Raw genomic sequence first — 21,476 nt, 5'->3', positions numbered from 1 at the left:
GCTGGCGGAGGGTCTCGCACAAATCCGGCATTCACCGGAAACGTGCAGTTCTAGCCGTACGGAGAATATCCACAATCAACAGACCGATTCAACTTCTGAGAATAATTCTACTCAGAGGCGAATCCGGTACGTTGAGGACTGAATGGAAAGGAGGCGTGGGGCGCAACCCACCCGGAAGGGTCAGGCCCGAATCATGTTTTGAACCTCCTTCGGTGCTTCCGGGGTGAACGGGAGTTCGACGGTGAACTCCGAGCCCTCGTCGGGCCGGGAGTGGACGCGGATGGTGCCGCCGTGGGCCTCCACGAGCTGGCGGACGATGTAGAGGCCCAGCCCGAAGCCCGGCGCGCGGCTGTCCGTCGTGACCCGCTCGAAGCGGGTGAACAGGCGCTGCTGGGCCTCCACGGGGATGCCGGCGCCGTGGTCCCGCACCGACATGCGGACCCGGTGTGCGGCCTCGTCCACGTCCACCCGCACCTCCACCGGCTGGCCCCGGCCGAACTTGAGGGCGTTGCTGACCAGGTTGGTGAGGACGCGGTCCAGGCGCTGGCGGTCCCAGCGGCCGGTGGCGCCGGCGTGGGCGTGGACGGTGAGGGCGCAGCCGGCGGCGGCGGCCTGGTCCTCGTGGCGGGCCGCCACCTCGTGCGCCAGCTCCGCCAGGTCCATGGGGCGGGCCTCCACCACCGGCCGGCCGCCGGACAGGCGCGACAGGTCCAGCAGGTTGTGCACCAGCTGGCCCAGGCGCTTCGTCTCGTCCTCGGCCAGCAGCAGCCCCTCGCGCAGGCGCGCGTCGTCCCCGTGCGCGGGCGCGCACTGGAGGCGCACGCGGCGCAGGCGCAGCTGCAGCGAGCTCAGCGGGGTGCCCAGGTCGTGCGCCGCCACGCCGATGAGCTCCAGCGCGTTCTGCGTCGCCGCCATCAGGCGGGCGTTGTCCAGCGCCAGGGCGGCGCGCGCGGACAGCTCCTCCAGGAAGGCCTGGTCCACCGCGCCGTAGTGGCGGTGCGGCCGGGTGGACAGGAGGCACAGCGCGCCCAGCACGCGGTCATCCACCACGAGCGGCACGCACAGCGCGGACCGCACGCCCAGCGCGCGCCACAGCTCCGCGTAGGTGCTGCCGCTGACGGAGGACGGCAGCCGGTCTGGATCCACCTCCGCGAAGCGCTCGGCGCGGCCGGTGTGGACGACGCGCGCGGGGCCGGGCTCGTCCGGCGACGGCCGGCGCATCAGCGGCTCCCACAGCCGCGTCTGGGTGGCCGCGTCCGCGCACGCCACCGCGCCGGGGCGCACGTCGCCGTGGCCGTCCGGCAGGTAGAGCACGCACGCGTCGGCCACCTCGGGCACGCACAGGCGGGTGAGCGCGTTTCCCAGCCCCCTGGCGCCGGCCTGCGGCTGCAGCGCGCGCCCGGCCTCCGCGAGCAGCGCCTGCATGCGCTCGGTGCGCTTGCGCTCGGTGATGTCGCGCGTCACCTCCGCGAAGCCCTGCAGCGTGCCGCCGTCCGCGTACAGCGCGGTGAGCAGCGTCTCCGCCCAGAAGCGCGAGCCGTCCTTGCGCAGCCGCCAACCCTCCGACTGCAGGCGCCGCTCGCGCGCGGCCCGCTCGCGGTGGGAGGCGGGCAGCCCGTGCATCACCGCGTCCGGCACGTGCAGCACCTCCACGCGCTGGCCCACGATGTCCGAGGACGTCCAGCCGGTGAGCCGCTCCGCGCCCGTGCTCCAGCCGGACACGGTCCCGTCCGGCTCCAGGAAGCACAGCGCGTAGTCGCTCACGCCATCCATGAACAGGTGCAGCCGCTGCTCGCTCCGCAGGGCCTCCGCGTGCATGGGGCCCAGCGCGTTGCGCAGCACCATCACCAGCGCGGCCAGGGCGCCCAGGCCCAGCAGGCCAGAGAGGATGTCGGAGACGTGATGGACGAGGGCCTCGTCGTCCACCGTCAGCGTCCGGGCCGCGGACACCAGGGTGGCAAGCAGGATGAGTCCGGCCAGAAGGCACACGGACAGACCGGCTCCGACCCGCTGAGCGAAGGTCCAACGTCGCAGCATGTGGCACTCCCCCCCGACGGCACCGAGCGCTTCTGTGCAGAAGGACCCTCAACATCACCGAAAAGGTGGGGTGAGCGACATCGCACTGTCGGGCAGGGTATCCTATAACCCGGCTTTTACCTGTTTGTCATGAAATATTGGACCCTACCCAGGGAGATGGGAAGCCTCCGGCGGACAGGACGCGGCGGGGCTGTCCGGCGGCGGACAGGGGCCCGGTGCCTGGAGGAACGGGGCCTGGAATCAAGGGGTTGGAGGGGAGGGAGGTGCTCGTGAAATGGCCTTCCGGGCGCTGGAGCGTTATGGAGCGCCCCCTCCTCGCATCCCGGGTGTTGCACGGCATATGGCGTCTCTCGTCGAAGGTCTGAAGGTCCGCTACCTCCCGCAGCCCGAATGGGGCGTGGGGCATCTGGTGTCGCTGCAGGAGCAGGGGGCCAAGGCGCTCATCGCCTTCCCGGCCCGCGAGGACGCGCCGGTGCTGGTGTCCACGCGCGGCGGCGCGCTGGTGCCGTACCAGCTGCCCAAGGGGGAGCCCATCCAGACGCCGAAGGGGCGCAAGGCCACCATCCTGGGCGAGGAGCCGGGGGCGCGCGGCCTGCGCCGCTACGTGGTGCGCTTCGACGACACGGGGGAGGAGGACGAGCTGCCGGAGTCGGAGGTCCGCGCGCTGGCGCCGCGCTCCGACCTCTTGTCCACGCTGCGCGACGGGCGGGTGGGGGACGCGAAGGCGTTCATGCTGCGCAAGCAGGCGCTGGTGCTGGACGACGAGCGCCGGGGCGACGCGCTGGGCGCGCTCCTGGCCAGCCGGGTGATGGTGAAGCCGCACCAGGTGGGCGTGGTGCAGCGCGTGCTGTCCGCGCGCCGTCCCCGCTTCGTGCTGGCGGACGAGGTGGGCCTGGGCAAGACGATTGAAGCGGGCATGGTGTTCAGCGCGCTCCGGCTGGTGGGCCTGGCGCGCAGGTGCCTGGTGGTGGCGCCCAGCCACCTCACCGTGCAGTGGCTGGTGGAGCTGTTCCACAAGTTCAACCAGCTCTTCACGCTGATGGACTCGGACCGCTACGAGCAGTCCCTCAAGGAGGCGCCGGACGTCTCCCCGTGGGCGCGCTTCCCGCTGGTGGTGACGAGCCTGGAGCTGCTCAGCCGCACCCGCGAGCACCGCGAGGAGGTGGCCGCCGAGGACGCCTTCTGGGACCTGGTCATCATCGACGAGGCGCACCACCTCAAGGGCGAGAAGGCCTTCGCCGCCGCGAAGGGGCTGGCCGCGAACTCGTGGGGGCTCCTGCTGCTCACCGCCACGCCCATGCAGCTGGATCCGGCGGAGTACCACGGCCTGCTCACCCTCATCGACGCGGCGACGGCGCCGTCGGTGAAGGGCTTCGAGGCGCGGCTCCAGCGCCAGGAGGAGCTGTCCGCCGCGGTGCGCGCGCTGCGGGAGGGCAAGGGCGCGGAGGCCGCCGTGGCCGCGCTGGCGAAGCGCTTCCCGGAGGACGCGAAGCTCCAGACGCTGAAGGAGCAGGAGGCGCTGCTCGCGCACCTGGCGGAGACGTACAGCCTGTCGGACCGGCTGGTGCGCAACCGGCGCGCGGTGGTGGGCGGCTTCTCCACGCGCCGGCTCCACCGGCACCCGGTGCGGCTGTCGCCGGAGGAGCTGAAGGCGCGCGACGCGGCCCTGGCCACGCTGGCGAAGGGCAGCCTGCGCGGCGCGCCGCTGGCCAACGTGCTCCGCCGCCTGGAGTCCAGCCCCGCGGCGTTCGCGGGCGCGGTGAAGTCCAGCCCGGCGCTGAAGGGCGCGGACCTCAAGCTGACGGGCCGGGACGCGAAGCTCATCGCGTTCGTGGGCGTGCTGCGCGGCATCTGGAAGGCGGAGCCGCGCGCGAAGGTGCTCGTGTTCACGGAGAGCCGCGACACGCTGGAGTCGCTCCAGTCGGAGCTGTCTCGCGAGGGCGTGGAGGCGCTGGGCTACCACGGCGACCTGCCGCTCGTGGAGCGCGACCGGCAGGTGGCGCGCTTCCGCGACCCGGAAGGGCCCCAGGTGCTCCTGTGCACGGAGGTGGGCGGCGAGGGCCGCAACTTCCAGTTCGCGCACCACCTGGTCCACTACGACCTGCCGTGGAGCCCCTCCACGGTGGAGCAGCGCATCGGCCGCCTGGACCGCATCGGGCAGACGCACCCGGTGGAGATCCACGTCTTCGACCCTGCGGGCACGCTCGCGTCGGACGTGCTGATGCTGCTGGCGGACGCCGTGGGCGTCTTCGGCGAGACGGTGGGCGGCCTGGACGCGGTGCTGGAGGAGGTGGAGGACCGCATCGCGGACCTGGCCCTGCTGCCCCGCGAGGCGCGCGTGGAGTACGCGGCCGAACTGAAGGCCCGCGTGGAGGCGGCGCGCGAGCAGGTGAAGCGCGCGTACGACCCGCTGCTGGACGTGCGCAGCTTCGACCGGCCCGCCGTGGCCCGGCTGGTGGCGCGCGCGCAGGAGCGCATGGGCGAGGAGCCCGAGGACTCCGGAGACGGGGAGGCTGTGCCGCTGGAGGACGGGCTGTGGAGCGTGGCGCGCGACCTGGACGAGCGCTTGGAGGAGACCGTCACGGAGCTGGCGCGCCGCGTGGGCATCGGCGTGGACACCGACGAGCAGGTGGAGGCCTTCCAGGTGGCCTTCCAGTTCGGCCACGCGCTCAACGTCGAGGGGCTGCCCGGCATCGACGTGATGCAGGACCGCACCGTGCTGGGCACCTTCTGGCGCGACACCGCGGTGGAGGCGGAGGAGCTGGAGTACTTCGCCACCGGCCACCCGCTGGTGGAGGCGCTGTTCGGCTTCCTCAAGGACGGCCCCTACGGCCGCAGCGGCTTCCGCCACATTGAGAAGCGAGGCGTGAAGAAGCCCGCGCGCGGCCTGGAGCTGCTCTTCCACGTCCAGCTGCCGGAGCCCCAGGACACCTCGCCCGGCGCCCGCGTCCCCAGCCGCCAGCTGGCCCGCTTCCTCACGCGCACGCTGCTGCCCGTCGCCGTGGTGGACGGCCCCCAGGGCCCCGCGGCGGACACCTCCGTCCTGTCCGCGTTGGAGTCCGACGGCAAGGCCCTGAAGGGGGACGAGGTCCACCAGGCCTTCCCCGGCTTCGGCGCCTTCGTGGAGGCCGCGCTGCCCGTGGCCCAGGCCGCGGCGGAGGCGGAGCTCGGCCGCGCCGCGAAGCAGGCCCGGGCCGCCATCGAGGCGGAGCGCGACGCGGCCGCCGCCCGCCTGCGCCTGTCCCTCTCCCACCAGGGGCTCACCCCAGAGGCGGTGGAGGCCCAGGTTGACGCGGAGCGCCATCACTACGAGCGCCTGCTCCAGGCGCTCTCGGGGGCGAAGGTGGCGCTGGACTCGGCCTGCGGGTTCACCCTCCAGCGCTGAATAAACAGTTGTGACACAATGGAATCGGTCCTGTCGGGGCTCCGTCCATTTGACCGATTCCCCAATCATCGAGAATCTAGGAGGAAGGCAGCCTCCCCCCCATGGCCCTTCCCCGCCCCCAGCGTTGGCAGCACCAGTCCGGTCAGGCCGCGGTGGAAGCGGCGTTGTGCATGCCGCTCGTGGTGTTCATGGTGCTGGGCACGCTGCAGCTCTTCATGCTGCTGCAGGGCCGCATCCTGGCGCAGGTGGCGGTGTATCGCGCGGTGCGCGCGGGCAGCCTGAACCACGGCAGCTGCGAGGCGATGACGCACGCGGCGCTGGTGACGATGCTGCCCACGGTGGAGCACACGCGCACGCCCGCGCAGCTGGCCAGCGCGTTCGAGGAGCGCAAGCGCAACTACCTGCGCGTGCGCGGCTCGCAGGGCGCGCTCTTCACCGAAGGGCCCATGGTCGAGATCGTCCGCGAGTCCCCGGACGTGGCCTGGGTTCGCGGCCTGGGGGACGAGGACCTGCTGTTCGACGCGCCCACGGACTCCGCGGCGGAGCTGCGGCGGCACACGCTCGAGATCCGCATGGTGGCCTGGTACTACATGCGCATCCCGTTCGCGGACTGGGTGATGAGCCGCATGTTCCTGGCCCAGTTCCACCTGAGGAACTACACGAACGCGAACCCGCTCAACCCGGCGCAGAAGCAGTCCGACTGGTGGGCGGACACCGACGTGGAGCTGGGGCCGGATGACTGGCCCGGCGGGGACCTGGGGGAGCGGATGCTGCGCTGGAACGCGCAGGGGCACTACCTGTTCCCCATCCAGGTCCACGCGGCCATGCGGATGATGACCCCGGTGAAGGCGTCGAACTTCAATGGAGGTGCCGGATGCAGCCTGCACGGCTTCTGAGGCACGGACGCGGCCAGGCGCTGGTGCTGTTCTCGCTGACGCTGCTGCTGCTGACGTTGATGGTGCTGGGGACGCTGGGCTTCGGCATGCGCGCCAAGGAGCGCGTCGAGATCCAGATGGCCGCGGACGCGGCGGCCTACAGCCAGGCGGTGTCCACCGCGCGCACGTTCAACGCCATCGCGGTGATGAACCGCGCCCAGATTGCCCACATGGTGGCCATGGCGGGCACGCAGTCGATGATCAGCTACGGCAGCCAGCAGTACGCCGCGCGGCAGGTCTCGCCGTGCCCCATGCCGGACCCGGTCTGGTCCGGCCTGGATGAGGCCGCGGCCACGCAGGTGGCGCAGCTCCAGGGGCGCGCGGGCGACATGTTCCGCTCGGAGCTGGCCATCTACAACGCGCTGGTGGAGAAGCACCTGGCGGGCCAGGGCCTCACGGGGCATATCGCCAGGGAGATCAACGGCGAGCTCAAGGCCCCCCCGGCGGGCGCGAACAAGTCGCTGGCGGAGGTGTCGGGAGGCTCGTCCTCCGGCACCTCCTACGAGAAGTTCGAGGAGCAGGAGCGCACCGGCGGCGTGCCGGAGAGCTCCGGCGCGGTGGCGCTCGCCGGCGGGCAGAGCACCGCCAACCTGAACGCCACGATGGGCAGCCTGGGCTGGACGTGGGTGCACAACCGGGAGTCCGGCAGCGCGGGCTTCGGCTCGGGCGCCGCGGCGAACAACCCCAGCTTCAAGCGCTACGGCAGCGCCTCCGCGATGGACTCCTCCACCTACGAGACCATCTCCGGGCGCAACTCGTGGGCGCACGACCACGGGCGCCCCGTGGTCGTCATCTGCCCGAACGGCGACGTCGTCCCCGGCGGCGCGACGGACGCGTGGGTGATGTCCGACGAGCTGCAGTCCAAGCAGGACCAGCACGTCTATGGCGCGGGCAAGCCGCCCCCGGGGCAGGGCGCGGAGAACAACACCACGGTGGACGAGCGCCACACGCTGGGCGCCTGCAACGTGTGCCCGGGCATCTGGCCGCACGCGGTGGGGTTCAACGCGGGGCTCTTGAACGGCCCCCGCCCGGACGAGAACGACTTCGGCCAGCCCAAGCTGTACGCCATGGTCCACCGCGACTACGGCAGCCCGGAGCGCCGGGCGAAGCCGGACCCGTGGAACATCCTCTTCACGTTCAAGTTCGCGAACCAGGAGACCGAGTTCGACAACACCGCGCCGCTGGGGCGCATCCAGCCCACCGGCCTGGAGGACGTGCAGCGCAACCAGGTGGCCCTGGCCGCGGGGCTCGCGTACTACCACCGGCCCCGGCCGGCGGCGGCGGGCGGGGGCTGGGCGGAGCCGCCCAACTTCCTCAACCCCTTCTGGCGCGCCACGCTGGTGAGCACCGAGGGCGCCCGCGACGACAAGCCCGCGCGCAGCCTGGAGGAGGCGGGCTTCACCGAGCACGCGGACGCGCTGCGCCGGCTGGACAACGCGGGCTACCGGGGCGGCAGCAAGACGGGCGGGAGGTACTGATGGCCGCGCGCGCTTCCTGGTCGCGCCGGGGACAGGCGCTCGTCGAGACCGCGCTGGGGTCGCTGGTGTTCGTCACCGTGCTGATGTTCGGCATCTACTTCGCGGAGGTGAGCGCGCTGACGCTCAAGGTGCAGGAGGCCGCCAACTTCGCGCTGTGGGAGGCCACCGGCCACGTGATGCACAACCCGCAGAGCCACACCTTCCAGCGCCGCAACGCCGAGGCGCTCGCGTCCGCGGAGGCCGCCGCGCGCTACGAGGACTTCGACGGGCGGGCGGGCCACACCAGCGGCGCCATGACGTTCCAGCTGGCCCTGGCGCGCGCCACGCGCATCCAGGTGGACTGTGAGCCGACGCGCCCCGCGGGCAGCGACATCGGCATCCTGGGGACCCGGCCGCTGGACGCGGACCCGGGCTCCACGGCGCTGAGCCAGGCCATGGACGTGCAGTCGGACGGCATCTCGTGCACCGCCTCCACCCGGATGCGCGCGGAGCGCCTGGGCACATTCATGGAGCCGGAGTTCTTCAAGGTGTCGCACCGGCGCGCCAGCGACCAGTTCGTCGTGTGCGCGGCGGGGCGCGCGTCCAACGGGCGCTGCACCCGGCGCTTCTTCATGCTGCTGGACGACTGGGGCCTGTCCTCCGTGGCGGAGGGCCGCGAGTGCCCCCTCAGCATGAACACCGGGGCGGTCTGCGCGAACGCGGACTACTACGAGTGGGTCCAGCGCGTGTACCGCGAGAACGGCGCCGCCGGGCACGCGGGCACCGCGCTGATGGCCGGCGTCCAGGCGCTGGGCGGCGTGAACGAGGACCAGTTCTTCATGAGCTTCCGCGGCCAGGAGAGCAACTACGAGCAGAGCATCGGCGGCTCGCACGCGGGCAACCAGACCGTCTGGGAGACGACGCCCTTCAAGGCCCCCAACATCGGCAGCAAGTACGACGTCCCCCGCCAGAACAAGTGGCTGGGAGGCGTGCCGCATTGAGCCGGGCCGGGCACGTGGCGGGGGCGTTGCTCTCGCTGCTGCTGGGCCTGTCCGCCCGGGCCCAGGCCCCGGACGCGGGCGCGCCGGACTCGGGCGTGCCGGACGCGCCGCGCTTCGCGTGGCCCCGGCTCCAGGTCCTCGCCCACGTGGAGTCCAGCGACATCGTGGAGGCCGGCGGCATCCCGGTGGCGCTGCGCGCGGTGCACGTGAAGGAGAACATCCGCGACCTGGTGCAGCGCTTCGCGGACGCGTTCCGCGATGGCGGCCTCTACGTGCCGCCCGGCAAGGAGCAGGCGCAGTACGCGAACAACGCGGTCATGCTCACCGCGTTGGATCCGCGCCGCCGCATCACCTACACCGTGGTGATGATGCCGCAGCCGGACGGCACCACCACGCTCTACCTGGGCGAGGCCAACCACGCGCTGGCGCGTCCTCAGGGTGAGGCCGGGGACTTCGCCCCGCTGCCGCCGCAGGCCACCGGCGTGCTGCGCGTGAACGCGGAAGGCTCGCGCACGCTCACCTTCCAGGCGCCGCTCACGGGCCCGCAGGTGGACGCCTTCTACGACGACGCCCTGGCGAAGGCCGGGTGGAAGCGCGGCGACGAGGCCGGCGTGTACTCGCGGCCCGGCGCGGAGCTGCGGCTCACGCACCAGCCCGGCAAGGACGGCCAGCGCGGCGTGGTGCTCATCTACCAGCAGCGCGCGCGCTGAGCCGGGGTGCTCAGGCGCGCAGCTTCTCGCGCAGCGCCTTGGCGCGGCCCTGCATGTCGGGGTCCAGGCCGGTGAGCTCGATGGACTTCAGCCGCTGGTCCAGGCTCTTGGGCAGCTTCTTCTGGAGCGTGCCCGCCTCCTGGAGCGCCTCCAGCTTCGCCAGCGCCTTGTCCACGATGCGCTCGCGCGGGTGGTCCAGGAGGCTGTCGAGGAAGTACGCGTCCTCGGGCATGTCCGGGTACTTCTCCAGGTAGTCCACCACGCCCTTCACCCAGTCCGCGCGCGTCTCCGACTCCTGCACCTTGCGCAGGGCGTCCTTCTGGGCCTTGCGCTTGCCCTCGGGGTCGAACGTCCTGGCCAGCCCCTCCGGCAGCTCGCCGCCGGTGAAGAGGGCGTCCGCGGCGGACTTGTATTTCTGGTAGCTGGCGCTGCGCTCCAGCTTCTGCTGCGCCGGGTCGTCCTGGCGCGAGTGGTACTTGCTCTTGCCGCGCTGCGCGTCCAGCTCGCGGTAGCTCTTGTTGCGCTTGCCGGTGAAGCCACCACCGTCGTTGTCGTCTCGGGCCATCGTCATCTCCCCTTGCGCGCGCGCCACAGCGCCGCCAGTCCCCGCCGGACGAGGGTGCGCACCTGCGCCAGCTCCTCGGGGGCGAGGGGGTGCTCCTCGTCCTGCTCCGCCTCGAACAAGCTCTCCGTCACGTAGTCCTGGAGGGCGGCCGGCGCGGGCGGCGCATCCGGTTCCCTGTCCAGGGCCCTGGCATCCACGGCCAGCAGCCCCGGCGGCCAGCCCAGCTCCAGCATGGCGTGCAGCTCGAAGAGCAGGTGGCGGGCGACCCCGTAACCTTCATCCGTGAGGCCAGCGGCGTCAAGCGCACCCAGCAGGCCGTCCTGCCGGTTCTCGTAGCCATGCATCAGCCGCGTGCGCGCCTTGTCGTCGTCCTCCAGGTAACGCCAGGCGGCCTCCACGAATTCACCGGCGGGCTCGCCCGGGTGGAAGGGCGCGGGCGGCTGGAGCCGCTCCTTCTTCGGGCGCGGGGGGCGCGGGCCGTCCTCCAGCCGCACCGCCTTGCCCTCCAGCACCAGGTCCCAGAGGCCCAGCAGGTTCTGGTACAGGCGGCGCGCCAGCTCCGGATCCGGGAAGCGGGGCTCCCCGTCGAAGAGGGTGGGAATCACCTGGGCGGCGTCGGCGCCTTCCGCGCGCGCCTCGCGCATGCGCTCGAGCACGTGAGCGGTGTCGCAGGGACTGCCGGCCAGCTCCAGCAGTCCGTCGAGCGTCTGTGTACCCTCGAACTGGCGGACGAAGTCGGGGGCTCGGTTCTTGGAGCGGCTCATCGTGGCGTGGACGGTAGGCACAAGGCGGCCATCCGCGCACGGGCCATTCACCCGGGAGGGCGTCGCTTCCGTTTCGGGCGCGGCGCCCCTACTCTGCGGCAGTCATGGCCGTGGAATCCTCGTCCGACCCCTTGAAGTCCGCGATGCAGGAGCTCTACCGCGCGCGCGCGGTGGAGGGACCCCTGGGGGAGAACGGCCTGCGCACCGTCTGGCACCTGTCTCCCCAGGGCGCGGAGCTGATGTCGCTGGTGGACGAGGACGGCCGGGTGCGCCGCCAGGAGCTCACGCTGCTGGATGAGCACTGCATCTGGGCCAGCGGCCAGGGCGTGCGCACCGGCCGGGTGGAGGGCGGCGCGGCGCGCCCCGTGTCCACGGAGGTGCGCGCGGACCCGGAGCTGGTGCCCCAGCGGCTGGTGCGCGCCGCGCAGGCGCTCGCCACCTACGAGGGCCACGACCGTTACATCCTGCACATGCAGCGCGTGCTGGCGCTGGCGCGAGAGGGGTTGGAGATGTCCAGCGTCACGTCACCGGAGCGCCGGGGGGAGCGCCTGGAGGAGCACCCGGGCCGGGGGCCCGGCGCGCGCGACACCGTCCCCACCCGCGCCGTGACCCTCGCGCCGGTGACGCCGCCAGAGGTCGTCCCGGCCGCCGCGCCCGCGCGGGAGGTGGCTCCGGAGCCGGAGCCGGTGGTGCTGCGGTACGGTCAGCCGCTGCCCAACGAGGTCGTGCCCCCGGTGGTGCGCAAGTCGGAGGGGCTGGTGATGGTGGCCGTCTTCGGCTTCGCCCTCGTGGTGGGGCTCGTCATGCTGTACGTGCTGATGCGGGGAGCCTGAGCCGCACGGGCGAGTGCTCGCCCATCAGGTGCGTGACGTCCGCGTCGGTGGGCACGCGGCCGGACGTCCTCCGGCCGGTGGTGACGCGCTCCGGGCCCAGCGTGGTGTGCAGCGGGTGCGCGTCCAGCAGCAGCAGCACGGCCACCGCGGCGGTGAGCACCAGGCCGCCCACCCACTCCAGCGCGCGCGCGCGCCGGGCCTCCCGCGCGCGGTACGTCAGCAGCCAGCTGAAGCCCACCACCAGCAGGCACGAGAAGCAGCCCCAGCGCACCGTGCGCAGCCGCGCCGCCTGCGCCATGCCCTCCGCCATCAGGTCCGGGCGGAGCGCGCCGGGCGCCCGCGCCAGCCGCGCCAGCAGCGTGAAGAGCTGGTGCGCCTCCAGCGTGCCCACCACCGCCATGCCCCCCAGCGCCGCGGACACCAGGCTGCCCAGCAGCAGGCTGCGGCGCGTCAGGTCCTGCCCCGCGCCCCTGGTGTGGTGGCGCGCCATGCCCAGCGCCACGGACAGCGCGCCCAGCAGCATCGCGCTCGTCCAGGCGCCCAGCAGGCGGGGGGCCATGGCCTTGCCCAGCCCGGCCGTCAGCGCGATGCCCGCGTCCGAGGCGGACACCAGCGGCAGCGCCGCCTGCACCCGCTCCAGCAGCACCTCCGTGCCCAGCAGGCCCAGCGTCCACGGCACCGTGGCCATGCCCACCATCACCGCCAGCGGCACCGTCCGCCCCAGCAGGGTGGAGCCCGCCGCCAGGGTGAGCAGCGGCACCTCCACCACCAGCGTCACGCCCAGCAGCACGGAGAAGGGCCCCGCGGAGGCCACCACGCTCAACAGCCCTGCGGGACTCCCCAGGAGCGCGGGCAGCGCGCCCCCCAGCACGCACACCGTGGTGGGGACGGCCAGCGCCACGACGAACAGCCCGGGCGCGAGGTGAGGTCTGACTGGAACAAGCATTTCCAGTGAGAATAGGGGGTCTGTGATTCCTTGTAATTCAGACGGGGGGACGTCCCACGAGCCAGTACACGACAGAGCAGACGGCGCCGGCCACGGGCGCGAGCACGATGCCCCAGAGGAGCGTCTGGCCGCAGTCCGCGCCCTCGCAGCCGATGCGCCCGTAGGCGAGCACGCCGCCGGTGAGCAAGGGCAGGTGCATGCCCGCGATGAACAGGCCCAGGCCGCGCAGCACGAGCCCGCGGTACCAGGGCCGCGTCCACAGCCGGAAGACGAGCGGGACGAGGACGAGGGTGCCGGTGCAGGCGGCCGCGAGCGCGAAGTGCCGGGCGGCCGCCGCGACGCACGCGCCCGCGGCCAGCAGCAGGGCTGGCACCAGCAGGAGCGCGTTGAGCGACAGCGGCTCTCGTTCGCGGGGCGGCGTCGGACGCATGGGCCGGGGCGGAAGGCTCGCAGGGCGTGCCCGGTCGCGCAAGGTCGGGGGTGGGGTGGGGGCGCCGGGCATGGGACGCAGGTACACGCCCCGCGGGAGCGAAGGCCATGGCCCCGCGGGGAGGCGTTCAGGCGGCGACGGCGCCCTCGCCCAGCAGCCGCGCGTAGCGGCCCCGCAGGGCGAGCAGCTGCTCGTGCGTGCCGGCCTCCACCACCTGTCCGCCCTCCACCACGGCGATGAGGTCCGCGTCGCGCACGGTGCTGAGGCGGTGCGCGATGATCAGCACCGTGCGGCCCTTCATCAGCGCCTGGAGCCCCGCGCCCACCGCCGCCTCGCTGGTGGCGTCCAGGGCGCTGGTGGGCTCATCCAGGAGCAGCAGCGACGGGCGCCGCAGGAAGGCGCGCGCCAGGGCCAGCCGCTGCCGTTGCCCGCCGGACAGGCGGCTGCCCCGCTCGCCCACGGGCTCGTCCAGGCCGCCGGGCAGCGCGCGCACGAAGTCCTCCGCGTGCGCCAGCCGCAGCGCCTCCCACAGCGCGTCGTCCGGCGCGTCCGGCTGGCCCAGGCGCAGGTTGTGGCGCACGGTGCCGGAGAAGAGCACCGGCTCCTGCGGCACCCACGCCAGCTGCGCGCGCACGCTGGACGCCTTGAGGGACGCCAGCGGCGCGCCGTCCCACCTCACCTCGCCGCCGCTCGTGGGCAGGAAGCCCAGCAGCACGGAGAACAGCGTCGTCTTGCCCGCGCCGGAAGGGCCCACCAGCGCCACGCGCGCGCCCGCGGGGATCGTCAGGTCCACGCCGCGCAGGGCCTCGCGCCCGTCCGAGTAGGTGGCGCGCACGCCGGCCAGCTCCAGCGCGCGGGTCAGGGGCGGCGCGTCCGCGCCCTCGTCCGGAGGCACCGGCGCGTCCGCGAGCGCGAACAGCCGCTCCGCCGCCGCCAGCCCCGTGAGCACCTGCGACAGCGTGCCGCTCAGCGACTTCACCGGCTGGTAGAGCAGCAGCGCCGCCGCCATGAAGGACAGCAGCCGCCCGGCGAGCGTCGGGTCCAGGGACACCGCGCGGGCGCCCCACGCCACCGCCACCGCCACGCCGACGATGCCCAGCAGCTCCACGGTGGGGCTGAACGCGCCGCGGATGAAGAGCGAGCGGCGCATCTCCGCCAGGTACGCCTCCGCCTCCGCGTCGAACGCCTCCAGCGCGCGGGGCACCGTGCCGTAGGCCTGCACCACCGGGAGGTTCTGCAACTGCTCGGCGGTGATGGCGCTGAGCGCGCCCAGGTTCGCCTGCGAGCGGGTGGCCACCTTCTTGAGCGACCGGGCGAAGCGGTTGACCGGCACCACCGTCACGGGGACGACGACGAAGGTGAAGAGAAAGAGTTTCGCGTCGATGAGGAAGCAGGTCGCCAGCAGTGCGCAGATCTGCAGCCCATCCCTGACGTACGATGACAGCGCCTGGGTGACGGAGAACTCCACCAGGGGCACGTCCGCGGTGAACCGCGAGAGGATTTCTCCCGAGTGCCGCTGCTCGAAGAACGCGGGCGGCTGGGCGAGCAGGCGGCCATAGAGAAAACCCCTCAGGTCGGCCATCACCCGCTGGCCCAACCGCTGCATCAGGCCCCCCTGGAGGAACTGGGCGGAGGCCTTCACGAGCGCCACCACGACCACCAGCAGGGGCAGCCGGGACAGGAGGGCCTCCGGCGCCAGGGTCATCCCCGCCACGGTGACGGGGGCGCCGGTGAGGACGGCGCGCAGCAGGGGCCCGACGATCCACGCGTACGCGGCGGTGGCGGCCGCGGCGGCGAGCGAGGCCAGGGTGCCCGCGAGGAGCAACCGGCGGTACGGGCTCAGGTAGCCCAGGAGCCGGCGATAGACGTGCGCGGAGGGACGGGGGGCCACGGGAGGGGGCGCACTCTGTCACCGAGGCGACGGTGGCGTCCAAGCCAAAGGGACGTGGGAAGCGGGGGTGCATGGCCGCCCGCTCCACGGCCGGTCAGGGAGCGCTCGCGCCCGCCTGCGTTGCCGCATCCCACACATGCGGACAGCTTGAGATGCGCCATGGAAACCAACTCCGAGAAAGAGGTCCAGTTCAATCCCGGCTGCGAGTCGGTCGTGGAGGACGCAGAGCGCCGACGTCTGCTCTGGCTGATGGCGGAGTACTTCCGAACCATCGGTTACACAGACATCAAGGCCCGGCTCCCTGGCTTCATGCCGCCGCCCGTGCTCTCCGGCACCATCGAGGACCACCGGCCGGACTTCACCTGCCGCCAGTCCGACTCCGCCCGCACGCCCATCATCCTGGAGATCGTCACGCCCGGCATGGTGGATGATCCGACCGCGGAGAACCGCTGGAGCCTCCTGGCGAGCGCCGCCAAGCTCTACAACGCGGAGCTGCACTTCGTGGTCCCCAAGTGGGCCAACGGCCCCGTGGACCCGGCCCTCAAGCGCCGGCTCGCCCGCATGGAGCTGACGGCCAACCGCGTCTGGACGGTGTAGCTGAGCAGTCTCATGTCGCAGGGCTGGACCTCGGGCCTGGATTGCTGGCGTGTTTCGCTGCGTTATAGTGACTCCGATTCTCTACGCAGCTTGAAAACGCCAGCAATTTCCAGGGGTTCGATTCAATGGCAGGGGCCGCAGGGCAGAAGCGCGACTACTACGAGGTCCTGGGCGTCCAGAAGAATGTCTCGGCGCAGGACCTGAAGAGCGCGTTCCGCAAGGTCGCGTTGCAGTACCACCCGGACCGCAACCCCGGGAACCACGAGGCCGAGGAGAAGTTCAAGGAGGCCTCGGAGGCCTACGAGGTTCTGAGCGATCCGGACCGGCGCACGAAGTACGACCGCTTCGGCCATGCGGGCAACCCCTTCGGGGACGCGGGCGGCGGCTTCCAGGGCGTCAACATCAACGACATCTTCGGGGAGATCTTCGGCGACATCTTCGGGGGTGGCGGCCGGGGCCGGCAGCGCAGCAGCCGGGGCGCGGACCTGCGCTACAACCTCGAGATCTCCTTCGAGGAGGCGGCGTTCGGCTGCCGCCCGAAGGTGACCATCCCCCGCCCGAAGAAGTGCGAGACCTGCTCCGGCTCCGGCAGCAAGAGCGGCTCGGCGCCCCGGCAGTGCGCGGCGTGCGGCGGCAGCGGCGAGCTGCGCTACTCGCAGGGCTTCTTCGCGGTGTCCCGGCCGTGCGGCGACTGCGGCGGCACGGGCGCCACCATCCCGGATCCGTGCGGCAGGTGCCGGGGCTCAGGGAAGACCCCGTCGGAAGAGGTCATCGAGGTCGCCATCCCGGGCGGCGTGGACAACGGCACGCGCGTGCGGCTGGCCGGCATGGGTGAGCCCGGGGACCGGGGGGCTCCCGCGGGTGACCTGTACGTGACGGTCATCGTGCGCGAGCACCCGCTGTTCCAGCGCGAGGAGTACGAGGTCTTCTGCGAGGTGCCGGTGTCCTTCACGCAGGCGGCGCTGGGCGCGAAGATCGACGTGCCCACGCTGGACGGCAAGGTGAAGATGACCATCCCGGCGGGGACCCAGTCCGGCAAGGTGTTCCGCCTGCGCGGCAAGGGCATCCCGCACCTGCACAGCCAGCAGCGCGGGGATCAGCACGTGCGCGTCATCATCGAGACGCCCACGGAGCTGTCCTCCAAGCAGCGCGAGCTGCTGGAGCGCTTCGCGGAGGTGTCCGGAGAGGAGACCCATCCCCAGTCGAAGACCTTCTTCGACAAGGTGAAGGAGCTCTTCGGCTAGCAGGCCGGGCGTGCGTCCGGGGCCGCGCGCGAGCGTGGCTCCGGGGCCGCACGGCAGGGGGAGGGGGTGGGGCTCCCCCTCGGTGACGCACGCGGGCACGCGCGGTGCATTGAAGCGGACGTTCCACGGGAATCTTCCCCCCGCTCAAGTGTCGACGGAGCCGCACCCGCGCTGCTATGCACCTCGCCATGGAAGTCCTCTCCGCATCGCGCCGCGCGCTCGTCGCCGCGCTGGCCCTGACGTTGACCGCCTGCCCCAAGACGCCCTCCCGCACCGACAGCCGGGACGACACCTGGGGGGGCGACACCGCCCAGAACAACCGCCCGCGCGTGGAGGTGAAGCAGGACGCCACCGCGAACGCCGCGCTCGCGCAGGCCCGCACCCAGGCGCAGTCGAACCCGGACAAGCGGCAGGCCGCGGAGACCTACCTGTCCGTGCGCAAGGCGTACCCCGCCACCACGGCCGGCCAGGACGCGCTCTACAACGCGGGCGTCCTCTACTTCGAGGTGAAGGACTACGCGAACGCGCGCCGGACCTTCAACGAGCTGCTCTTCGAGAACCCCCTCCACGCCCAGGCCGAGGACGCCAAGCACAAGCTGGCCATCTCCGCCATGGAGGTGGGCGCCTACCGCGACGCGTACCAGACGCTCACCAGCCTGGCGGAGCGCGCGGAGGGCGCGGAGAAGGAGCAGCTGCTGAAGGAGGCCGCGCGCGCGGCGGAGGGCGCGGGCCTGTACTCGCAGGCGCTGTCGTCCGCCGTGAAGGAGGCCGGCGACGCCCAGACGCCCGAGGAGAAGGCGGCCGCGGTGCGGAAGGTGGAGCAGCTGGTGGAGGGCCGCGCCAGCTTCCTCGACATCGCCCGCGTGCAGGAGGGGCTGTCCCCGTCCAACCCGGCGTGGCCGGTGCTCCAGTTCAAGCTGGCGCGCATCTACTACCACCTGCGGGACTGGACCCGCCTGGAGGAGACGCTCCAGACGTACCTGCGCGAGGCGCCCGACAGCGCCTTCGCGCCGCAGGCGAAGGAGCTGCTCGCGCGCGCCACCCGCCGCGTGGAGGTGCGTCCGCGCACGGTGGCGGTGCTGCTGCCCATGACGGGCCGCTACCAGCCCATCGGTGAGGCCGTGCTGCGCGGCGTGAAGCTGGCCCTGCAGGGCAGCGACATCGAGCTGGTGGTGAAGGACACGCAGGGCGACGTCAACAAGACGGGCACGGCGATGGAGCAGCTCGCGTTCGACGACGGCGCCATCGCGGCCCTGGGGCCCCTGCTGGTGGACGACACCAAGCGCGCGGCGCTCCTGGCGGAGGAGCTCCAGGTGCCGCTGCTGACGCTCAGCCGTCAGGAGGGCATCACGGACATCGGCCCGTACGTCTTCCGCAACATGCTGACGAACTCCGCGCAGGCGCGCGCCATCGCGGACTACGCGATGAACGTGAAGGGCTACAAGCGCTTCGCGGTGCTCTACCCGAACATCCCCTACGGCGTGGAGCTGGCGAACGAGTTCTGGGACGACGTGGTGTCGCGCGGCGGCGTGGTGCGCGGCGCGGAGTCCTACTCCTACGACCAGACGACGTTCACCGGCGAGGCCAAGCGCCTGGTGGGGCGCTACTACCTGGAGGACCGCGGCGACTACGCGGAGGCCGTGCGCGACGTGCAGGGGGAGAAGATCACGGACGCGTACCGCCGCCGCAAGGCCATGGAGAAGGCGAAGAGCGGCGTGGAGCCCATCATCGACTTCGAGGGCCTCTTCATCCCGGACGACTGGCGCCGGGTGAGCCTGGTGACGCCGGCGCTGGCGGTGGAGGACATCGTCACCAACGCGTGCGACCCGCGCGACCTGGAGCGCATCCGCAAGACGACGGGCAAGAAGGACCTGAAGACCGTCACCCTCTTCGGCACCAACCAGTGGTCCAGCCCCAAGGGCCGCTCGGGCCTGCCGGAGCTGCTGGAGCGCGGCGGCAAGTTCGTCACCTGCTCGGTGTACGTGGACGGCTTCTTCGTGGACTCGCAGCGGCCGGCGACGCAGAAGTTCGTGAAGAGCTACCGCGACGCGTACCGCGAGACGGGCCGCGACCCGGGCCTCCTGGAGGCCATCGGCTACGACTCGGCGCGCATGGTGCGGCAGGTGCTGGACAAGCAGCGGCCCAACACCCGCGCGGCGATGCGCGAGGCCCTGGCGGGGCTGAAGGACTTCGACGGCGCCACCGGCCGCACCTCGTTCAACGACAAGCGGGAGGCGGACAAGCAGCTGTTCCTCCTGTCCGTGGACAGCAAGGGCGTGAACGAGATCAACGTGGACAAGGAGAAGGCCGCCGTCCGCGGGTCGGGTTCATGAGCCCTCGCACCGGAGGCTTCGTGCTCGCGGGCGCGCTGGCGCTCACGGGCTGCGCGCACACGGCCGTGGGCCTGACGCCGGACACGGCGGGCCGGTTGGAGTCCACGCCCGGCGCCTTCCTCTCCGGCGCGGTGGAGGGCTTCGACGGCGAGCCCACCGTCCTCAACCGCAAGGACTTCATCTGGGCGGTGGACTTCGCGCCGCGCGGCCAGCGCGTGGCGTACACGCGCCTGGGCGACAAGGCGTACCACGTCTCCATCTGGGACCTGGCGCCCGCCGCGGCGAAGGCCGGGGACGCCCGCGCGCCGGTGCTGCGCGCGGATCCCTCCGTCAACGTCCAGCAGTACGACCTGGAGGGCGTGGCCTTCTCTCCGGACGGCGCGCGCGTGGCCACGGTGAGCCGCAGCGGCGCGGTGCAGCTCTTCGACGCGGCGACGGGCGCGCAGGTGGGGGCGCTCGCCACGGAGGAGCCGCTGGTGTCGGTGGCCTTCCATCCGGACGGCGGGTGGCTGGCGGTGGGCAGCGCGGCGGGCCTGGTGTCCCTGCTGTCCGTGCCGGAGCTGGCGTTCGGCGCGGAGGCCCGGCTGCACTCGGGGCCGGTGAGCGCGCTGGCGTTCGCGGCGGACGGGACGCTGTACTCGGGCGGCTGGGACGGGCACGTGCGCGCGTCGGACACGCCGGAGCAGGTGCTCCCGCCGGACGTGGCGCGCACGCACTTCGAGCGGCGCGGCGGCTTCGCGGCGGTGCAGGGCCGCGTGGACAGCGGGCCGCCGGTGGTGCTGGCGCTGGACTCGCGCGCGCCGGTGGTGGTGCTCACCACAGCGGCGGCGACCGCGTCCGGCATCGACGTGGCGTTCCTGAAGGACACCGTCACCGTGCCGGGCGCGCTGGGCAACACCGTGGCGCGGCTGGCGCGCGGGCGCACGCTGCGCTTCAAGGCGCTGACGCTGCCGGACGTGGACGTGGCGGTGTGTGACGCGTGCGTGCCCCAGGGCAGCCAGGGCGTGCTAGGCGCGCCCTTCAGCGAGCGCGTGGACACGGCCTTCGACGAGACGACGGCGGAGGCGGTGCTCACGCTCAAGGGCGGCGCGCCAGCAGGGACGCCTCCCATGACGGCGCGTGCGCTGTCGCCGCGGCTGGACTTCACCTTCCCGGCGCACGTCAACGACGTCACCGTGGACGCGCGCGGAAGGCGCCTGGGCGTGGCCTTCAGCCAGGAGAAGGCGGAGCGCAACCGCACCGTGTACGAGCGCGAGCGCAAGGGCCTCCAGGAGCCCCAGGGCCCGTGGAACGCGGGCGCGCTGGTGGACGCGGCCTCCGGGCAGGTGCTGCGCAAGTGGGAGCTGCACCACGGCGTGGTGTCCACCGCGGCCATCGCGCCGGATGGGCGCTCGCTGGTGTCGGGCGGGTGGGACCGGCGCGTGTACCTCTTCACGGAGGGCGCGCCGGAAGCGAAGGGCGCGCTGGAGTTCGGCTGGTCCGTGCGGCGCGTGCGCTTCTCACCCGAGGGGCGCCAGGTGGGCGTGGCCGCGTGGACGCCGCAGAAGGCCACCGGCAGCCAGGAGAGCGACCCGGCGGCGGTGGTGGTGGACGTGCGCTACGCGTCCCCCTCGGTGGAGCGGCGGGGTCCTGCGGCGGCTCAGTAGTTGAGGAAGACGGCGCTGCGCGGGACGCCGCGCTGGGCCAGCTGGGCCATCACGTCCTGCACCATGTCGGACGGGCCGCACACGAAGGCGATGGCGTGCTCCAGCCGCTCCTCGCCCAGGTGGGCCTGCACGTAGCCGGTGAGGCCCTGCCAGCCGCTGGCGCCGGGGCGGCTCACGGTGCACAGCACCCTCACCCCGTCCGCCTGCCACTGCTTCAGCTCGTGCTGGTACGCGAAGCTGTCCGGGGTGCGCGCGCCGAAGTACAGCGTCACCTGTCCATACGCGCCGCGGTCCCGGCGCACGGTGGCGATGACGGGGCGGATGGCGGAGATGCCGGAGCCGCTGGCGAACAGCAGCAGGTCGCGGCCGTGCGCCTTCTCCATGGGGAAGCCGGGGCCCTCCGGGCGCGTCACCTCCACGCGCGCGCCCACGGGCAGGTGCAGGAGCGCGGACGGCAGCGCGCCTTCCTCCTTGAGGAGGAACTCCCACGTCGTGCCGTTGGGCGCGGGCGGCGAGGCGATGGCGAACATGCCCGGCTGCCCACCGGGGAGGCGCAGCTGGACGTACTGCCCCGGGTGGGCGTGAGAGCCCACGAGCGGCGTCCCGCCAATATCGAGCACCCAGTCGGTGAGGCCATCCGCCGCGGGGGTGCTGGCGGTGACGGTGGCGGTGTGCCAGTCGCTCATGGGGGACTTTCTAACC

17 protein-coding genes are annotated in these 21,476 nt (G+C 72.6%); 10 read left to right on the top strand and 7 right to left on the bottom strand.

Annotated elements, in window-relative coordinates; genetic code table 11:
• Positions 1-180: 180 nt before the first annotated feature.
• The gene (locus U8525_RS27390; RefSeq protein ID WP_374269555.1) at positions 181-2,037 is read right to left on the bottom strand and encodes an ATP-binding protein; all 1,857 of its coding nucleotides are present in this window, start codon (positions 2,035-2,037) and stop codon (positions 181-183) included.
• A 340-nt stretch (positions 2,038-2,377) separates the two neighbouring features.
• On the opposite strand from U8525_RS27390, the gene U8525_RS27385 reads away from it, so the two are divergent.
• The 5 genes from U8525_RS27385 to U8525_RS27365 all read left to right on the top strand — a co-directional run bounded on the left by U8525_RS27385 (position 2,378) and on the right by U8525_RS27365 (position 9,525).
• The gene (locus tag U8525_RS27385) at positions 2,378-5,422 is read left to right on the top strand and encodes a helicase-related protein (protein ID WP_374269553.1); all 3,045 of its coding nucleotides are present in this window, start codon (positions 2,378-2,380) and stop codon (positions 5,420-5,422) included.
• Positions 5,423-5,523: 101 nt separating this feature from the next.
• Positions 5,524-6,318 carry a TadE/TadG family type IV pilus assembly protein gene (locus tag U8525_RS27380; RefSeq protein WP_374269551.1) on the top strand — a complete coding sequence of 265 codons (795 nt, stop codon included), beginning with the start codon at positions 5,524-5,526 and terminating at the stop codon, positions 6,316-6,318.
• Complete coding sequence (locus tag U8525_RS27375; RefSeq protein WP_374269549.1) at positions 6,297-7,835, top strand: pilus assembly protein; 1,539 nt, start codon at positions 6,297-6,299, stop codon at positions 7,833-7,835. The genes U8525_RS27380 and U8525_RS27375 overlap by 22 nt, the downstream gene beginning before the upstream one ends.
• Positions 7,835-8,815, top strand: a complete 981-nt coding sequence (locus tag U8525_RS27370) for a hypothetical protein (RefSeq protein WP_374269548.1) — start codon at positions 7,835-7,837, stop codon at positions 8,813-8,815. Before U8525_RS27375 ends, U8525_RS27370 begins: the two co-directional genes overlap by 1 nt.
• Positions 8,812-9,525, top strand: coding sequence for a hypothetical protein (locus U8525_RS27365; protein ID WP_374269546.1), 714 nt, complete (start codon positions 8,812-8,814; stop codon positions 9,523-9,525). The genes U8525_RS27370 and U8525_RS27365 overlap by 4 nt, the downstream gene beginning before the upstream one ends.
• A 10-nt stretch (positions 9,526-9,535) precedes the next feature.
• On the opposite strand, the gene U8525_RS27360 is transcribed toward U8525_RS27365, so the two are convergent.
• Positions 9,536-10,090 carry a hypothetical protein gene (locus U8525_RS27360; protein ID WP_374269544.1) on the bottom strand — a complete coding sequence of 185 codons (555 nt, stop codon included), beginning with the start codon at positions 10,088-10,090 and terminating at the stop codon, positions 9,536-9,538.
• Positions 10,091-10,092: 2 nt separating this feature from the next.
• Positions 10,093-10,854, bottom strand: a complete 762-nt coding sequence (locus tag U8525_RS27355; RefSeq protein ID WP_374269586.1) for a hypothetical protein — start codon at positions 10,852-10,854, stop codon at positions 10,093-10,095.
• Between the two features lie 104 nt (positions 10,855-10,958).
• Here U8525_RS27355 and U8525_RS27350 point away from each other — a divergent pair, with 104 nt between their 5' ends.
• Complete coding sequence (locus U8525_RS27350; protein WP_374269542.1) at positions 10,959-11,687, top strand: hypothetical protein; 729 nt, start codon at positions 10,959-10,961, stop codon at positions 11,685-11,687.
• Here U8525_RS27350 and U8525_RS27345 read toward each other — a convergent pair.
• From U8525_RS27345 to U8525_RS27335, 3 genes are all read right to left on the bottom strand, one after another.
• Positions 11,656-12,588 carry a hypothetical protein gene (locus U8525_RS27345; RefSeq protein ID WP_374269541.1) on the bottom strand — a complete coding sequence of 311 codons (933 nt, stop codon included), beginning with the start codon at positions 12,586-12,588 and terminating at the stop codon, positions 11,656-11,658. The genes U8525_RS27350 and U8525_RS27345 overlap by 32 nt on opposite strands.
• 82 nt (positions 12,589-12,670) lie before the next feature.
• Positions 12,671-13,063, bottom strand: a complete 393-nt coding sequence (locus U8525_RS27340) for a hypothetical protein (protein WP_374269539.1) — start codon at positions 13,061-13,063, stop codon at positions 12,671-12,673.
• A gap of 127 nt (positions 13,064-13,190) precedes the next feature.
• Entirely contained in the window at positions 13,191-14,954 is a 1,764-nt protein-coding gene (locus U8525_RS27335; protein WP_374269537.1) for an ABC transporter ATP-binding protein, read from the bottom strand.
• A 159-nt stretch (positions 14,955-15,113) separates the two neighbouring features.
• Here U8525_RS27335 and U8525_RS27330 point away from each other — a divergent pair, with 159 nt between their 5' ends.
• From U8525_RS27330 to U8525_RS27315, 4 genes are all read left to right on the top strand, one after another.
• Entirely contained in the window at positions 15,114-15,551 is a 438-nt protein-coding gene (locus U8525_RS27330; protein WP_374269536.1) for a hypothetical protein, read from the top strand.
• Positions 15,552-15,676: 125 nt separating this feature from the next.
• Positions 15,677-16,795 carry a molecular chaperone DnaJ gene (gene dnaJ, locus U8525_RS27325; protein ID WP_374269535.1) on the top strand — a complete coding sequence of 373 codons (1,119 nt, stop codon included), beginning with the start codon at positions 15,677-15,679 and terminating at the stop codon, positions 16,793-16,795.
• 188 nt (positions 16,796-16,983) lie between these two features.
• Entirely contained in the window at positions 16,984-19,128 is a 2,145-nt protein-coding gene (locus tag U8525_RS27320; RefSeq protein WP_374269533.1) for a penicillin-binding protein activator, read from the top strand.
• Positions 19,125-20,774, top strand: coding sequence for a WD40 repeat domain-containing protein (locus U8525_RS27315; RefSeq protein WP_374269531.1), 1,650 nt, complete (start codon positions 19,125-19,127; stop codon positions 20,772-20,774). The genes U8525_RS27320 and U8525_RS27315 overlap by 4 nt, the downstream gene beginning before the upstream one ends.
• Here U8525_RS27315 and U8525_RS27310 read toward each other — a convergent pair.
• Positions 20,768-21,460 (bottom strand): NAD-binding oxidoreductase, encoded by a 693-nt coding sequence (locus U8525_RS27310; RefSeq protein ID WP_374269529.1) that lies wholly within the window; start codon positions 21,458-21,460, stop codon positions 20,768-20,770. The genes U8525_RS27315 and U8525_RS27310 overlap by 7 nt on opposite strands.
• Positions 21,461-21,476 lie beyond the last annotated feature (16 nt).

Source organism: Corallococcus sp. RDP092CA, from assembly GCF_041903675.1.
Lineage (GTDB): Bacteria > Myxococcota > Myxococcia > Myxococcales > Myxococcaceae > Corallococcus.
This window is presented reverse-complemented; position numbering and strand designations above follow the sequence as displayed.